Here is a 15,043-nt window from a genome sequence, read left to right as displayed (position 1 = left end):
GCACACATGACGCGCAGCGAGCGCGCGGAGTCGAATCCGCGGATGCTCAGGGTGCTCGTCATGCCGGCAAGTGTGACACGAAAGCCGAAAAGGCACACCCCCAATCCCCCTATGTTTGGTAGGGTATGGGGAGGCTATGCTCAGCGTCGGACTCCAGCACGTCCATTAACCTGGAGTCGTTGCCGCCGCCCAAGCCAAGGAAGTATCCCGTGACTACCGAACGACCGCTGCGCGTTGCCATCATTGGCGCCGGACCCGCCGGCACGTACGCCGCCGACATCCTCACGAAGCAGGGCCTCGACGTGTCCATCGACATCATCGAGCGGCTGCCCGCGCCCTTTGGCCTCGTGCGCTACGGCGTGGCGCCCGACCACCCGCGCATCAAGCAGATCATCGTTGCGCTCGCGAACGTGCTTGGCCGCGGCGACATCCGCCTGCTGGCGAACGTCAACGTGGGCACGGACCTCACGCTTGAGGATCTCCGCGAGCACTACGACGCAATCATCTTCGCCACTGGCTCCTTCTACGACGCAGACCTCAACATCCCTGGCATTGACCTGGAAGGCTCGTACGGTGCTGCGGACTTCGTGAGCTGGTACGACGGCCACCCTGACGTCCCCCGCACGTGGCCCTTGGAGGCCAAGGAGGTCGCGGTGCTCGGCGTGGGCAACGTCGCGCTCGACGTTGCTCGCATCCTCGCCAAGCACGTCCCCGACCTCATGCCAACCGAGATCCCCCAGAACGTCCAAGAGGGCCTTGAGGCGTCCCCGGTCACGGATGTTCACGTCTTTGGCCGCCGCGGACCTGCCCAGGTGAAGTTCTCCCCGCTCGAGTTGCGCGAGCTTGGCCACGTCCCCGACGTCGACGTGATCGTCTACCCGGAGGACTACGACTTCGACGAAGGCTCCATGGCTGCGATCGAGGCGAGCCACCAGACCAAGCAACTCGTCAAGACGCTCACCGACTGGACGCTGCGGGAGCCAACGGGCGCGAGCCGCCGCATCCACCTGCACTTCCTGCAGAGCCCTCACGAGGTGCTCGGCGAGGACGGCCGCGTAGTCGGCATCCGCATGGAACGCCAGCGCCTCACTGGCGACGGCAACGTCGAAGGCACGGGAGAGTTCATCGACTACCCCGTGCAGGCCGTCTACCGCGCGGTTGGGTATTGGGGCACGGAGATCGACGGCGTCCCCTTCAACCACGACAAGGGCGTGATCCGCAATGTCGAGGGCCGCGTGGTCGACGACAACGGCACCCCCGTCCCCGGCTTCTACACCACGGGCTGGATCAAGCGCGGCCCAGTTGGCCTCATCGGCCACACCAAGTCGGACGCCGCGGAAACCATCTCCCACGTGGTCGAGGACGCGCCAAGCCTCTACGCGGGCACGCATGCCTCCGCCGAACAGCTCAGCCCCGACAACATCCTGCGCCTGCTCAAGGACCGTGGCGTTCCGGTGGTGCAGTGGCGCGACTGGGAGGTGCTTGACGCTCACGAGCGCGGCCTCGGCGAGCCCTCTGGCCGCGAGCGCGTCAAGGTGGTTCCGCGCGAGGACATGACGGACGTGGCGCTCAAGCGCACCCACGCATAGACAAACAAGGGTGTGAGGTACGCGTGTTGCTCATGTGACTCGCGAGCGCTCGCGAAGCGACCCGTGCGTCACATCTGTCACTCGGACCCTTGTTTGTCTCTTGCCAGCCCGACGCTGCGGCGTGGTTTCGCTCGGAGGTAACCACACCGTCGGGCCGGGAACCCCAGCCACCCCCCAAACCGTTCCTACAATGGCCGCACGCGACCAGGAGGATGAGTGGGTAAGAAGTACTTCAACGGGCTCAAGACCATGGGCCTGTTTGTTGTCATGTGGATGGTGCTGCTTGGCATCGGTACGTTCGTTGCCGGTGGGCAGTACTTGTGGCTGTTCGCAGGATTTGGCCTGATCGGCACGTTCTACGGGTACTGGAACTCGGCGAACCTTGCGATCCGCGCGATGCACGCGCGTCCCGTCACCGAGGTGGAACAGCCCGCGATGTACCGCATCGTGCGCGAGCTGTCCCGCGAGGCAAACCAGCCCATGCCCGCTCTCTACGTGTCCCCAACGGATGCGCCCAATGCGTTCGCCACGGGCCGCAACCCCAAGAACTCGGCGGTGTGCTGCACCACGGGCATCCTGCAGCTCCTCGACGAGCGCGAGTTGCGCGGCGTGCTCGGCCACGAGCTCCAGCACGTTTACAACCGCGACATCCTCATCGGCGCCGTGGCCGCCGCATTCGCCGGCATCATCACGGCGATCGCGCAGATGCTCTTCTGGTTTGGCGGGGGCGGCAACGGCCGTGACAACCCCCTTGGCCCCATCGGCGCGCTAGCGATGCTTTTCTTGGCGCCCATCGCGGCCTCGCTCATTCGCCTCGCGATCTCCCGCACTCGCGAGTACGACGCGGACGAGGACGGCGCTACCCTCACGGGCGATCCGCTCGCTCTCGCGTCCGCGCTGCGCAAGCTTGAGCAAGGCACCAAGGCGCGCCCGTTGCCGCAGGATCCGCAACTCGAAAACGTGAGCCACATGTTCATCGCCAACCCGTTCCGCGGGGAGGGCCTCGCCAAGCTTTTCAGCACGCACCCGCCCATGGCCGAGCGCATCGCACGCCTCGAGGGAATGGCCCGCGACAACCGCTAAGCCAACCGGGGACTAAGGTCCCGTGGCCGCCAGGGCGCGTGCGCGTCGGGCAGGAAAATACCTGGTAAACGCGCAAGTATGACGGCATAACGAGGCGCCTCAAGACCCTTCCGCGGCCCGACGCTGGGGCGGGGTCGCGTAGGCGGCCCCGCCTTGTGCGTGGCTTAGGTGTGGGCGCGCAGGTGCGTGATCAGTTGTGGCAACGCGTCTTCAACTCCCGGCGCCATGTCGATACGGAACGCCGCTGGGCCTAGCTCGAGCGGCTCGTACTCCCTGGTAACGACCTCTTCCCAGGTTGGCTCAATGTGCCCTGGGATGTCCGCGACGCGCGCCTCCACGCGGCGCCGGTGCTCGTGCGTGTCGGAGCACACCACCTCCACCTCGACGATGCGCGCGGCGCCCTCGGTCGCAACCCAGTGCCACGCCTCGCGAGTGACCGCGATGGGGTTGACGCTGTCCGCGATCACCGATCGTCCGCCGCGCAAGTGTTCAATGGCCTCGAAGTACGCCACCCGGTAGCCGAGCGAGGGGTGCTCCTCGAGCGACACCGCCCCCGACGTCTCGAGCGCCGTCTCGATCACGTCGATGCGCACGTGCACCGCACCCAACTCTCGCGCCAATACCCGCGCAACCGTGGTCTTCCCACTGCCGGGAAGACCGGTGAGGGCAACGAGCAAAGGGGCGTGAGAGTCGGGCATGCCTAATCGTTCCGCGCTGCCAAGCCAAGGAAGCGAATGAACACCGCGATCCACCCAAAGATGAGCACGAAGACGATGATTTCGAACGCGGTCACCGAGAAGACTCGCGCGAGGAACAGCGCGATAGACACCGCGATCCCCGCGAGGATCGCCCATGCGGCCACGAAGTATCCGGACTCCATGCCGGCCAGGCGCGAACGCCCGCCGATGAGCAGGATGAGGAACACCACGGCCATGCCAGAGGCGCAGATGGTGTGGACCAGGAAGCTCACGTCTACGGGCACAAGGCCCACGCCGGCGAGCATGACGCCAAGGATGACGAAGAGCCTGGCGGCCCACTGGGGAGCGCTGGCGTTGGCGAGTTTGCCTGCCGCGACGAGCTCACGAATGTCGTGGGCGAGGTAGACCGCGAAGGTGGTGACGAGCAGGCCCGCCGCGACGAGGGTGGCGTTGAACATCCAGCTCGAGATGTCGCCAAAGGTACCCAGTTGACTGAAGTGGACGCGCCACCACAAGGGGTCGGAGGTGGTGACGGCGGCAGTGAGGCAGCCAACGACGACGTAGCTCATGAGCAGTGTCGAGAGCCGTTGCGTGGTCACCTGCGCCACGGACGGGAACACCAGGAAGGCGACAAGGCCAAGCGTGGCGCCCATCATGACGGCCGCGAACAGCCCGCTCACGTTGAGCCCAATGAACGCGAGCGATAGCACCACGTACAGCGCGTAGGTGCCCAGGAATGCGAGCGCCGAGTGGACGAGCACCACGGACAGCAGGGTTACAAAGGTGGTCCAGCGGCCAAGAGTCAGCCGCCACTCTTGACCCGGCCGGTTGCGCGAGCGCCAGTAACCGACGGCCGAGACGAGCGCCGCGACCACGGTTGCGAGAGCCGCTGCCGCCAGCCCAAATGAGTCCGCGCCAGACAGCCGCACGTACCCGTTGACGCTCGTCAGCACGAGGCCGGCGAGCGCGCCAACGCCTCCGCAGACGAGCGCGAGCCAGATGGCCTGAGACTCGACGCGCAGCAGCGAATCTGGCGTGCGGGCCCCCGGCTCGGCGTCCACTAGCGGTAGTTGACGAACTGCAGGTCGGTGTCCACGTCCGCTCCCCTGAGCAGGGCCTGGGTGGCCTGCAGGTCATCGCGGGACTTGGAGCTCACGCGCAACTCGTCGCCCTGGATGAGCGCCTTGACGGACTTGGGGCCCTCGTCGCGCACGAGTTTGGTGAGCTTCTTGGCGGTCTCCGAGGAGATGCCCTCCTTGATCTCGGCGACCAGCCGGAACTCCTTGCCGGACGCTTGCGGCTCGCCGTACTCGAGCGACTTGAGGGAGATGTTGCGCTTGGCGAGCTTGGCGATGAAGACGTCGAGCACCGCCTTGACGCGCTCTGGCGAGTTCGCCTTCATGAGCACGGCCTCGCCCGAGAACTCGATCGAGGCGCCAACGCCTTTGAAGTCGTAGCGCTGCTGGATCTCCTTGGCGGCTTGGTTGAGCGCGTTGTCCACCTCTTGGCGGTCCACCTTGCTCACCACATCGAAACTGCTGTCGCCTGCCATGCGCGGCTCCCTTCGTGAACGGGGCGCGAGTTCGCGCCCAGGGTCAACATCTTGCTATCCTTCCATGCGCGCCGCTTGCAGTTTGGGTGGTGCACGGCGGGTTACCCGAGCGGCCAAAGGGGGCTGACTGTAAATCAGCTGCGAGAGCTACGGGGGTTCGAATCCCTCACCCGCCACGGACAACGGTCCGGCGCTACAGCGTCGGGCCGTTTTCGTTTTGCTTGCGTTACTGCCCTGTCTGCCCGTGTGCCCGTGTGCCCGACGCTGTGGCCCGGTTTTGACGGTCGCTCGCCATTCGCGTCCGTCAGGTTCCGCGAAACGCGGGCTTGTGACGGACCTCACCGCAGTCAGCCCGTCAGTTTCCGTGAGCCAGGAAGCCACCCGGACCTAGTGCCCACCCATGAGCGGCGACATCGCCCGTCCAAGCAGGCTCTTGCGCTTCGTGAGCCGCTCCTCGGCATCCGCGACCTTCATCGCGCTGAGCCCCGCGTTGATTGCGAGCCACCGAAACGGCTCCACCTCCCACGCGCGCGAGCGGTGGCCAACCCACGGGAGCGCGGTGAGTTCGGTGACGTTCCCCAGGATCAGGTCCCGGAGCGTGCGCCCTGCGAGGTTGGTGGTGGTGACACCGTCGCCCACGTAGCCGCCCGCCCACGCCAGTCCCGTGGCGGCCTCAAGACCCACCGAGGCATGCCAATCGCGGGCGATACCCAAGTTGCCGCCCCATCGGTGCGTGAATCGAGCCTCGGCCAGCACCGGGAACATTGACACGAGCTCGTTGCGCAGCGAGCGGTGCACGCGATCGTGCCGATCGAAGGACGGGGAGACGCGCGACCCAAAGTGATACGGGGCCCCGCGCCCGCCGAACACCAGCCGATCATCCGCCGTGCGCTGCCCGTAGATGATCAGGTGCCGGAAGTCCGTGAACGTCTCGCGCTGCGCCAACCCAATCTGGTTCCAGGTCGATTGAGGCAGCGGTTCGGTGGCGACGATGAGCGAGTACACGGGAGCGATCTCGCGCGTGTGCCCCTCAAGCGTGGACGTAAAGCCCTCGGTTGCACGCACCACAAAATCGGCGGTCACCACACCCGATCCGGTCACCACGCGATGCGGCTCGATTCTCACTACCGGGGTCCGCTCGAAGATCTGCACGCCCCGCGCGCGCACCGCTCGCGCCAACCCGCGCACGAGCTTCGCAGGCTGGATCGCGGCGCAGTCCGGGGTGAACATCGCGCCCAGCGTGCCGGTGGCGTTGACCCGCGCGCGCGCCGCCTCCGCATCCAGAAGTGTCACCTCGTCGAGGCCCCACGAGTGCGCGTCATCGACCTCCGCCCGCGCGGCGCGCAACTGCGCGTCGGAGCGCGCGAGCGTCACCGTGCCGCCCTTCGCAATCCCGGCGTCGATCCCCTCGGCCGCTGCGGCGCGGATCACCTCATCAATCGAGGCGCGCATCGCAGCATGCTGCGCGAGCGCGGCCGCGCGACTGCTCTCCTTGGCGAGTTGGGCCATCGAGGAAGGGAATAGCGCAGACGCCCAGCCGCCGTTCCGGCCCGACGCTCCAAAGCCTGCGATCTCCTTCTCCAGTACGGCGATGCGTAGGTCTGGCCGGGATTCGCTCACGTAGTAGGCCGTCCACAGACCGGTTAAGCCAGCCCCGACGATCGCGACATCGACCTCGATGTCGCGAGCCAAAGGCGCCTGCGGGGAGAGGTCATCGCCACACGTCTCGAGCCAGAGGGAGACGGCGCCGTAACCGCCCACAGCGGAACTCATGGCACAAGTGTTGCCGCCCCAGCGTCGGGCGTCAAAGGCCGCTGCAGCGCGTTGCCGCCGCGTTTCTGCGAGGTGAAATCTTGCGTAAATACCTGCAAAACGCAAGGAAAATCGCGGTTTCGAATGGTGGAGAGGAGTTGCATCTGCCAGTATCAGGAAATCGGCGCGGATGGCGGCGCCGGGGTGAGGGAGATAGCTGTGGCGGAAATGCCTCGAGGCAACAGTCGTGTGTCCAGGCGCAATGTGCTCGTCGGTGGAGCGCTCGGAATCGGGAGCTTGGCAGTGCTGCCACTGTTCTCCACGCCGGGCAAGCAACAGAATCCAGCGAACTGCATCGCGCCCGACATGTCCGATACGGATCTGAAGCTCATCGTGTCGAACTGGCCCGAGTACATCGACATCGATGACGAGGGCTACGAGTCGACCAGCACGATGTTCGCGAACGAGTACGGCATCGATCTGACGTACGTGCAGGACGTGAATGACAACGTGGAGTTCTTCTCCAAGGTCGTGAACCAGTTGGGCACGTGCCAGCCAACGAAGCGTGACATGTTCATGCTTACGGACTGGATGGCCGCGCGCATGATCCAGATGGGCTGGATTCAGAAGCTCAACAAGGCCAACGTTCCCAACCTCGACAAAAACCTCATCTCGTCGCTACGTGGTGTGGGCTGGGACGAGGAGCGCGAGTACTCCGCACCGTGGCAGGCCGGCTTCACCGGCATCGCCTACAACAAGTCGCTCGTGGGCGAGGTGCGCACCATCGACGAGCTGCTTACGCGCCCAGACCTCAAGGGCAAGGTCACGCTGCTCACCGAGATGCGCGACACCATGGGCCTCATCCTGCTGAGCGATGGCGCGGACCCCGCGAAGTTCTCGCAGAGCGAGTGGGAAACCGCGATGGAGAAGCTCCGCAAGGCACGCACCGACGGCCAGATCCGCGCCTTCACGGGAAACGAGTACGTGAATGACCTGGCAAACGGCAACATCGCCGCGTGCGTTGCGTGGTCCGGCGACGTTGCGGCCGCCGATGACGAGAACCTCGTGTTCCTTCCGCCTGACGAAGGAATGATGGTGTGGGCCGACAACATGCTGGTGCCGAACATGGCGAGCCACCAGCGCAACGCCGAGCGATGGATTGACTGGTACTACCGGCCAGACATCGCCGCCTTGCTCGCGGCATACGTCTGGTACGTGTGCCCCGTAGAGGGAGCCCGCGAGGAGATGGAGAAGATCGATCCCACGCTCGTGGATAACCCGCTGATCTTCCCCACTGAGGAGTACCTCGCCGCGACGCACCCGTTCATGGCGTTGGAGGAGTACCAGATGCGCGAATACGAAGGAGAGTTTGCCGATGTCTCAGGTGGCTAATGAATCAGGCCGCGATCTGAAGCTCACGGGGTTGACGAAGACGTACCCCAATGGCTTCCAGGCCGTGAAGTCGCTCGACTTGGTGATTCCCGCCGGTTCCTTCTTCGCGCTTCTTGGACCGTCCGGTTGCGGAAAGACCACCACCCTTCGCATGGTTGCCGGGCTTGAGGAGCCAACCGACGGCACCATCGCGATCGGCACGCAGGAAATCACGCACGATAAGCCGTATCGCAGGCCTGTCAACACGGTGTTCCAGAACTACGCGCTCTTTCCGCACTTGTCGATCTCCGAGAACGTGGCATTCGGACTCAAGCGCCGCGGCCAGAAAGAGACGGCTCAGCAAGTGAAGGACATGCTGGAGCTCACCGAACTCACGGCGCAAGCGGAGAAGAAGCCCGCGCAGTTGTCCGGTGGACAGCAGCAGCGCGTGGCGCTCGCGCGGGCGCTCATCAATCGCCCAGAGGTGCTGCTCCTCGACGAGCCGCTCGGCGCACTTGACCTCAAGCTCCGCCGCGCCATGCAGATTGAGCTCAAGCAGATTCAGAGCGAGGTGGGCATCACGTTCGTGCACGTCACCCACGACCAAGAAGAAGCCATGACCATGGCGGACACGGTGGCGGTGATGAACCAGGGCGTCATCGAGCAGATGGGTGCGCCAACGGAGCTCTACGAGAACCCAGCCACCACGTTTGTGGCGAACTTCCTTGGCCAGTCCAACCTCATCGCCGGCACCGTGATCGGCAAGGAGGCCGGCGTGGTCAAGGTGGACATGCACGGCACGATCGTGTCGATTGACGCGGCGCGAGCCCACACCGACAGCGGCACCGGCTGGGTGGGCATCCGCCCAGAAAAGGTGCTGATCGCTCCCGAGGGCGAAGAGATCGACGCTCCCGGCAACCACATGACGGGTGCCGTTGTGGTGGACTCGAGCTTCATGGGTGTCTCCACCCAGTACCTCATCAAGATGCCGTGGGGCCAAGAGATCCTGTGTCACGAACAGAACACCGGAAAGCGTGGCGTGCTCCCACCCGGCACCAAGGTGGATGTGTCGTGGCGCCCAGAGTTCGCCTTCCTTCTTGACGCCTCTCAAGACGTCGACGCCGGGCGCGAGGAGGACTGACGTGGCCCCCCTCTCGCGCAAGCGAACGGGATACCTACTCGTCATTCCCACCGCTATCTGGCTGGGGATGTTCTTTGTCATCCCGCTCTACTCGCTGCTAGCGAGCTCGCTCTTCGATCCCACGGGCTCGGTACTTACCGGCTACGAGATGACGTGGCACATCCAGAACTACTGGGACGCCCTGTCGCAGTACTGGCCCGTGATGCTGAGGTCGCTGTGGTACGCGGGCCTCGCAACTCTCTTCTGCCTCATCCTTGGCTACACGCTCGCATACGCCATCGCGTTCAAGGCGGGCCGCTGGAAGAACGTCATGCTGGTGCTCGTCATCGCCCCGTTCTTCACGAGCTTCCTGTTGCGCACGCTGTCGTGGAAGCTCATCCTCGCGGACGACGGATGGGTGGTCAGCACGCTGCGCACCATTTTCCTCATCCCCGATGAGGGGCGCCTGCTCGCCACCCCGGTGGCGGTGGTTGCAGGCCTCACGTACAACTTCTTGCCGTTCATGATCCTGCCGCTGTACGCGAGCCTCGAGAAGATCGACACTCGGCTTCACGAGGCCTCGAACGACCTCTACGCCAACCCGTTCAAGACCTTCTTCAAGGTTACGTGGCCGCTCTCGCTCCCTGGTGTGGTCGCGGGCACGCTACTCACGTTCATCCCGGCGAGCGGCGACTACATCAACGCCGACCTGCTCGGTAGCCCCAATGAGCGCATGGTTGGCAACGTCATCCAGAGCCTCTTCACCACCACGGGCGACTACGCGCTCGCGGGTGCCCTGTCCGTGATCCTGATGGTCATCATCGTGGTGATGGTGATGCTCTATATCCGCAAGGCGGGAACGGAGGATCTACTCTGATGGCTCGCTTTGGTCGCTGGCTAGGCAAGAACGGCGTGCTGATTCTCGGCATCGGCGTCATCGTCTACATGTACATCCCCAACATGATCGTGGCGCTCATGTCGTTCAACGACTCCTCGGAGCACCGCAATCTGTACTCGTTCCAGAAGTTCACCTGGGACAACTGGCTCAACCCATGTGCGCCTGCCGGAATGTGCCAATCGGTGGTGACGAGCATCGAGATCGCGTTGCTCGCGACCATCGTGGCCACCACTCTTGGCACGCTCGCCGCGTTTGGCCTTGTGCGCCACCGCTTCACGGGCCGCTCCTCGATGAACCTGCTGCTGTTCCTTCCCATGGCCACGCCAGAGATCGTCATGGGTTCGTCGCTGCTTGCGTTGTTCATCGCCGCGGGCCTTGGCGGTCAGCTTGGCTTCGTGACGATCCTCATCGCGCACATCATGTTCTGCCTGTCGTTTGTGGTGGTGACGGTCAAGTCGCGCCTCGCCGGCCTTGACTCCAACCTTGAGCAGGCTGCGATGGATCTCTACGCCACGGAGTCGCAGACGTTCTGGAGGGTCACCTTCCCGCTCGTCTTCCCCGGCATCCTTGGCGCGGCGTTGCTTGCCTTCTCGCTGTCGTTCGATGACTTCATCATCACCAACCTCAACTCCGGCCAGACCGTGACCTTCCCCATGTACGTGTGGGGTGCTGCGCAGCGCTCGCTGCCCATGCAGGTCAACGTCATCGGCACATTGATGTTCATCATCGCGCTCGCGATCGTGATCATCGGCGAGGTGGGTGCGCGGCGCCGACGCAAGTTGCTCGCCGTTCGGTGACCACTCCGTCGGGCCGGCTCTTTCACGGCCCGACGCTGTGGCCGGGGTGGCACTAGAGCCGCGCCCAGGCTTCGGTGAGGACCTCTCGGAGGATGCGTTCCATCTCGTCGAACTCGGCTTGCCCCACGATGAGTGGGGGAGACAGTTGAATCACGGGGTCGCCGCGGTCGTCGGCGCGGCAGTACAGGCCCGCGTCCCACAGTGCCTTCGACAGGTAGCCGTAGAGCACGCGCTCGCACTGCTCGTCTGAGAGTGTTTGGCGCGTGGCCTTGTCCACCACCAGTTCAATCCCGTAGAAGTAACCCGCGCCGCGCACATCGCCAACGATCGGCAGGTCCGTGAGCCGCTCGAGTGTGGCGCGGAACGCGCCCTCGTTCTCGCGCACGTGCCCCAGCACGTCTTCGCGGTCGAACGCCTCGAGATTGGCGAGCGCCACCGCCGCTCCCACCGGGTGCCCGCCCCAGGTGTACCCGTGCAGGAACGCGGATCCCATGCGCAGGAACGGCTCCATGAGCTCGTCTTTTGCGATCATCGCACCCATGGGCGCGTACCCGGAGGTCATGCCCTTTGCCGACGTGATGATGTCGGGCACGTAGTCGTACCGCAGGGCGCCGAACATCTCGCCAAGGCGCCCGTACGCGCAGATCACCTCGTCGCTGACGAGCAGCACGTCGTACGTGTCGCAGATCTCGCGCACGCGCTGCCAATACCCTGGCGGCGGCGGGAAGCACCCGCCCGCGTTCTGTACCGGCTCAAGGAACACCGCGGCAACGGTCTCTGGGCCCTCGTGTTCAATAGCGAGGGCGATCTGGTCAGCGGCCCAGCGGCCAAAGCGCTCGGGGTCGCTGCCGTCTAGCAGCCCTGCCGTGACGTCCGACGCTCGGTACAGGTTCGTATTGGGCACCCGGAAGGCGGAGGGCACCAAGGGTTCGAAGGGCTGCTTGAGTGCGGGAAGCCCAGTGATCGATAGCGCTCCATGCGGGGTGCCGTGATACGCCACGGCACGGCTGATGACCTTGTGCTTGGTGGGCTTTCCCTGCAGCTTGAAGTAGTTCTTGGCGAGCTTCCACGCGCTCTCCACCGCCTCGCCGCCGCCAGACGTGAAGAACACGCGGTTGAGCGAGCCGGGGGCCAGCGAGGCGAGCCGCTCCGCCAACTCGATCGCACGCGGATGCGCGTAGGACCAAATGGGGTGGAAGGCGAGCTCTCGCGCTTGAGCCGCCGCAGCGTCGGCCAGGTCCGTGCGGCCGTGCCCTAACTGGTTGACGAACAGCCCAGCGAGGCCGTCGAGGTAGCGGCGGCCCTTGTCATCAAAGATGTACGCGCCCTCGCCGCGAACGATGATGGGCACGTCCTCGCTCGCGAACCGTGAGTGTGCTGTGAAGTGCATCCACAGGTGCTGTTGCGCTGCATGCTGCAGTTCGGCTGAATCCATCGGCTTAGGCGGTGACCCGTTGGACTGTGCCGGTATCCGTCATCGCCTCAAGCTCCACGCCCTTAGTTTCACGGATGCGTCGGACCACGAACAAGAAGGACAGCAGCGACATCAACGCGTAAAGCCCGTATGCGGCGGACAGCGAGAAGGCGGACAGCGAAGGGAAGGTGATGGTGACGATGAAGTTCGCGATCCAGTTGGACGCGCCCGCAACGGCGAGAGCCACGGCGCGGATCGAGTTGGGGAACATCTCGCCGAGCAGCACCCACATCACCGGGCCCCATGTGGCACCAAAGAAAACCACGAATCCATTCGCGCCGATGAAAGCGATCAGCGACCACGTGTCGCTCATCGTTGCGGTTTGCGTGCCGTCGGCGTTCTCGACGAGGGTTGCCGTCGAGAACGCAACCGCCATCAGCGCGAGTGTGACGAACATGCCGAGCGAACCGATGAGCAACAGGCGCCGCCGGCCGATCTTGTCCACGAGCAGGATGGCCACGACTGTGACCACGATGTTGGTGACGGACGTGATTGTGGACGTGAGGAACGCATCGTCGGACGAGAAACCGACGGATTCCCAGAGCGTGGTGGAGTAGTAGAAGATCACGTTGATCCCCACGAACTGCTGCAGCGCCGCGAGGATGATGCCCGTCCACACGATCGGCTTGAGGCCAAACGACGAGCCCCGGAGGTCGCTCAAGCGTCCGCGCTCGGACTCGCTCGTGGCGAGAATCTGGTCCACCTTGGCGCTCGGGTTGGTCTCTCCCGTGTACTCCGTGAGAACTCGCTCCGCGTCTTCGCGGCGACCTCGCGAGGCGAGGTATCGGGGAGACTCAGGCAATCGCCACGCGGCGAAGCCATAGACGACCGCTGGTACTACCCCAACGATGAACATCCACCGCCACGCCTCGACGCCCCACCACAGTTCGATTGCGGGTCCGCCAGCAGCGGATTGCAGCATCTGGTCACTCAGTAGCGCCGCGAAGATGCCGAGGACGATCGCGAGTTGTTGCAGCGATCCCAATCGCCCGCGATAGGCGGCGGGGGCCACCTCGGCGATGTAGGCGGGAGCGATGATCGACGCCGCACCGATCGCGAGGCCGCCGAAGATGCGCCACAGGATGAAGTCGGTGACACCAACGGCTAGCCCTGAGCCGATTGCCGAGACGAAGAAGATGACGGCCGAGATGACCATCATCCGGATGCGGCCCCAGCGGTCTGCGAGGGCGCCCGCGAACCACGCTCCTACCGCGCAACCAAGCAACCCCGATGCCACCGCGAAGCCCTTGAGGGCCTCACTCAAACCCCACTCGTCTTGCAGAGAACTCACCGCGCCGTTGATGACGGAGGAGTCGAAACCAAAGAGGAATCCGCCGAGAGCAGCACCAATCGTGATCGTGATGACCCTCTTGTTGAGTTTGGCTGGCCCCGCGGTGGTCGGCATGGCATCTCCCCTTGTGAGGCGGCTCTCCGTCGAGCCGCACTTACGTCACTGTAGCGCCGCCGCGAGGTGGAGCGCGAGGTCTCCGGGCCCTGCAACCACTACGTCGGTGAGGTCTTGCCACGCTGCTGCCAGGCTGAGCTCCGCGGCGAGCGCTTGGGCGATCGCCGCATCTGGTTTGCGCCTCGCCCCAAGAGCCGTGGTGGGCTCTCGCCAGGCCGACGCGACGATCAGCGCCCCTGCCTTGCGATCGGACTTGAGGTCCACGCGAGCCACGATGTCGTCTCCCATCAGGAAGAGCAGGCAGTAGTAGCCCCAGATGCGCTTGGGAGCTGGGGTGTAGATCTCGATGCGGTAGTCCACGCTGAACATGCGCTCGAGCCGCGGGCGGAACCAGCACACGGGATCGAAGGGGCTCAGCAGAGCCTGCGCGGTGGCGCGCGCCGGCGGCTCCGCCCCCGCGGCCAGGAGTGCCGGCTCGCCCCAGCCCTCCACCTCCGCCCACGACGCGAGGCCGCGCTCCACTGCGGACTCGGCAAACGGGCCGAGCCCCGCGGCAGTAAGGGACTTGGGCGACAGCAGGCGGAAGTGATCCGCGATGTCTCTGGGGGTGCCCACCCCCACCGCAGAGATCGCGTGGTCGAAGAACAGTTGGCGACCCTCAGTGAGAGTGAGCGGGGGCGCCGCGAGGGCGTGCTCGCCCCACGCGCGCTCGAGAGAGTCGTAGGTGCGCACAAAGTTGGCGCGCCTGCTGCCCGCGATGTCTCCCCGGAAGAACAGGTACTCAAGCGCCGACTTCACGTGGCTGTAGTCCCACCACGTTCCCTTGGGGCCCTCGCGCGGCGCCAAGTGGTCGATGTCGCTGGCAACTACCGGCCCGCGCTCGTTCACTGCCGCGAGCACGGCGTCAATGAGTCCAGGGCGTTCACGCTCAAGGCGCTCGCGCGTGCTCGTTGCCCACTCGCTCGGCCTCTTCATGCGCGGGAGCATCGCGGGCAGCAGTGACAGCGGCATCACCGCCGCCTCGTGCCCCCAATGCTCAAATCCGTGCGCTCCATGCCCCTCAGAAGGCCCCCACAAGAACGAGTCAAGCGCCGTGATGTCGTAGGGGCCGTAGCGGCTGAAGACCGGCATGTGATGCGCTCGCGCAAACACATTCACGGAGTCCAACTGCAGCACGCCTTGGCGGTTGAGGTACTGCGCGAACTGCCTGTCACGCACCCTGCCGGCGGGGCGCTTCGAGGCCATCCCTTGCGCCGCCAAGAACACACGCCGCGCCTCGGCGGCCGAAAGTGTCTGGGTCACGT

At 65.0% G+C, this 15,043-nt stretch carries 13 protein-coding genes and 1 tRNA gene; 7 read left to right on the top strand and 7 right to left on the bottom strand.

Translation table 11 applies throughout. The features are described from left to right. Window positions 1–209 precede the first annotated feature (209 nt). Together QM618_RS12040 and htpX are read left to right on the top strand one after the other, a co-directional pair. A complete protein-coding gene (locus QM618_RS12040) occupies window positions 210–1,589 on the top strand; it encodes an FAD-dependent oxidoreductase (RefSeq protein ID WP_428099514.1) in 1,380 nt (459 codons plus the stop codon). Between the two features lie 216 nt (window positions 1,590–1,805). Continuing rightward, on the top strand, window positions 1,806–2,672 hold the full coding sequence (gene htpX, locus QM618_RS12035; protein ID WP_428099511.1) for a zinc metalloprotease HtpX: 867 nt from the start codon (window positions 1,806–1,808) through the stop codon (window positions 2,670–2,672). Between the two features lie 164 nt (window positions 2,673–2,836). On the opposite strand, the gene QM618_RS12030 is transcribed toward htpX, so the two are convergent. Genes QM618_RS12030 through QM618_RS12020 form a run of 3 tightly spaced genes read right to left on the bottom strand, consistent with a single transcriptional unit; the run spans window position 2,837 to window position 4,922 of the window. After that, window positions 2,837–3,370, bottom strand: a complete 534-nt coding sequence (locus QM618_RS12030) for an AAA family ATPase (protein WP_428099509.1) — start codon at window positions 3,368–3,370, stop codon at window positions 2,837–2,839. 2 nt (window positions 3,371–3,372) lie between these two features. Next, on the bottom strand, window positions 3,373–4,431 hold the full coding sequence (locus QM618_RS12025; protein ID WP_428099505.1) for a DUF998 domain-containing protein: 1,059 nt from the start codon (window positions 4,429–4,431) through the stop codon (window positions 3,373–3,375). Beyond that, window positions 4,431–4,922, bottom strand: coding sequence for a YajQ family cyclic di-GMP-binding protein (locus tag QM618_RS12020; protein WP_428099502.1), 492 nt, complete (start codon window positions 4,920–4,922; stop codon window positions 4,431–4,433). The genes QM618_RS12025 and QM618_RS12020 overlap by 1 nt, the downstream gene beginning before the upstream one ends. 95 nt (window positions 4,923–5,017) lie before the next feature. Here QM618_RS12020 and QM618_RS12015 point away from each other — a divergent pair. Continuing rightward, window positions 5,018–5,098: transfer RNA gene (locus tag QM618_RS12015), tRNA-Tyr, on the top strand. Between the two features lie 211 nt (window positions 5,099–5,309). Here QM618_RS12015 and QM618_RS12010 read toward each other — a convergent pair. After that, the gene (locus tag QM618_RS12010; protein WP_428099499.1) at window positions 5,310–6,695 is read right to left on the bottom strand and encodes an NAD(P)/FAD-dependent oxidoreductase; all 1,386 of its coding nucleotides are present in this window, start codon (window positions 6,693–6,695) and stop codon (window positions 5,310–5,312) included. A 228-nt stretch (window positions 6,696–6,923) separates the two neighbouring features. On the opposite strand from QM618_RS12010, the gene QM618_RS12005 reads away from it, so the two are divergent. Genes QM618_RS12005 through QM618_RS11990 form a run of 4 tightly spaced genes read left to right on the top strand, consistent with a single transcriptional unit; the run spans window position 6,924 to window position 10,860 of the window. After that, a complete protein-coding gene (locus QM618_RS12005) occupies window positions 6,924–8,066 on the top strand; it encodes an ABC transporter substrate-binding protein (RefSeq protein ID WP_428099496.1) in 1,143 nt (380 codons plus the stop codon). Beyond that, window positions 8,050–9,186, top strand: a complete 1,137-nt coding sequence (locus QM618_RS12000; RefSeq protein WP_428099493.1) for an ABC transporter ATP-binding protein — start codon at window positions 8,050–8,052, stop codon at window positions 9,184–9,186. The genes QM618_RS12005 and QM618_RS12000 overlap by 17 nt, the downstream gene beginning before the upstream one ends. A 1-nt stretch (window position 9,187) precedes the next feature. Further along, window positions 9,188–10,042 carry an ABC transporter permease gene (locus QM618_RS11995; protein WP_428099490.1) on the top strand — a complete coding sequence of 285 codons (855 nt, stop codon included), beginning with the start codon at window positions 9,188–9,190 and terminating at the stop codon, window positions 10,040–10,042. Next, window positions 10,042–10,860 carry an ABC transporter permease gene (locus QM618_RS11990; RefSeq protein WP_428099486.1) on the top strand — a complete coding sequence of 273 codons (819 nt, stop codon included), beginning with the start codon at window positions 10,042–10,044 and terminating at the stop codon, window positions 10,858–10,860. The genes QM618_RS11995 and QM618_RS11990 overlap by 1 nt, the downstream gene beginning before the upstream one ends. 52 nt (window positions 10,861–10,912) lie before the next feature. On the opposite strand, the gene QM618_RS11985 is transcribed toward QM618_RS11990, so the two are convergent. Genes QM618_RS11985 through QM618_RS11975 form a run of 3 tightly spaced genes read right to left on the bottom strand, consistent with a single transcriptional unit; the run spans window position 10,913 to window position 15,041 of the window. Next, complete coding sequence (locus QM618_RS11985; RefSeq protein ID WP_428099483.1) at window positions 10,913–12,295, bottom strand: aspartate aminotransferase family protein; 1,383 nt, start codon at window positions 12,293–12,295, stop codon at window positions 10,913–10,915. A gap of 4 nt (window positions 12,296–12,299) precedes the next feature. Beyond that, window positions 12,300–13,739: a sugar porter family MFS transporter gene (locus tag QM618_RS11980; protein ID WP_428099480.1), complete on the bottom strand. Its 1,440-nt coding sequence runs from the start codon at window positions 13,737–13,739 to the stop codon at window positions 12,300–12,302. 45 nt (window positions 13,740–13,784) lie between these two features. Further along, entirely contained in the window at window positions 13,785–15,041 is a 1,257-nt protein-coding gene (locus QM618_RS11975) for a winged helix-turn-helix domain-containing protein (RefSeq protein WP_428099477.1), read from the bottom strand. Window positions 15,042–15,043 lie beyond the last annotated feature (2 nt).

It is taken from the genome of Demequina sp. (genome assembly GCF_049841215.1).
In the GTDB taxonomy this organism is placed as follows: Bacteria; Actinomycetota; Actinomycetes; order Actinomycetales; family Demequinaceae; genus Demequina.
Note: the sequence above shows the minus strand (reverse complement) of the source record. Positions and strands in the feature narration are given on the sequence as shown.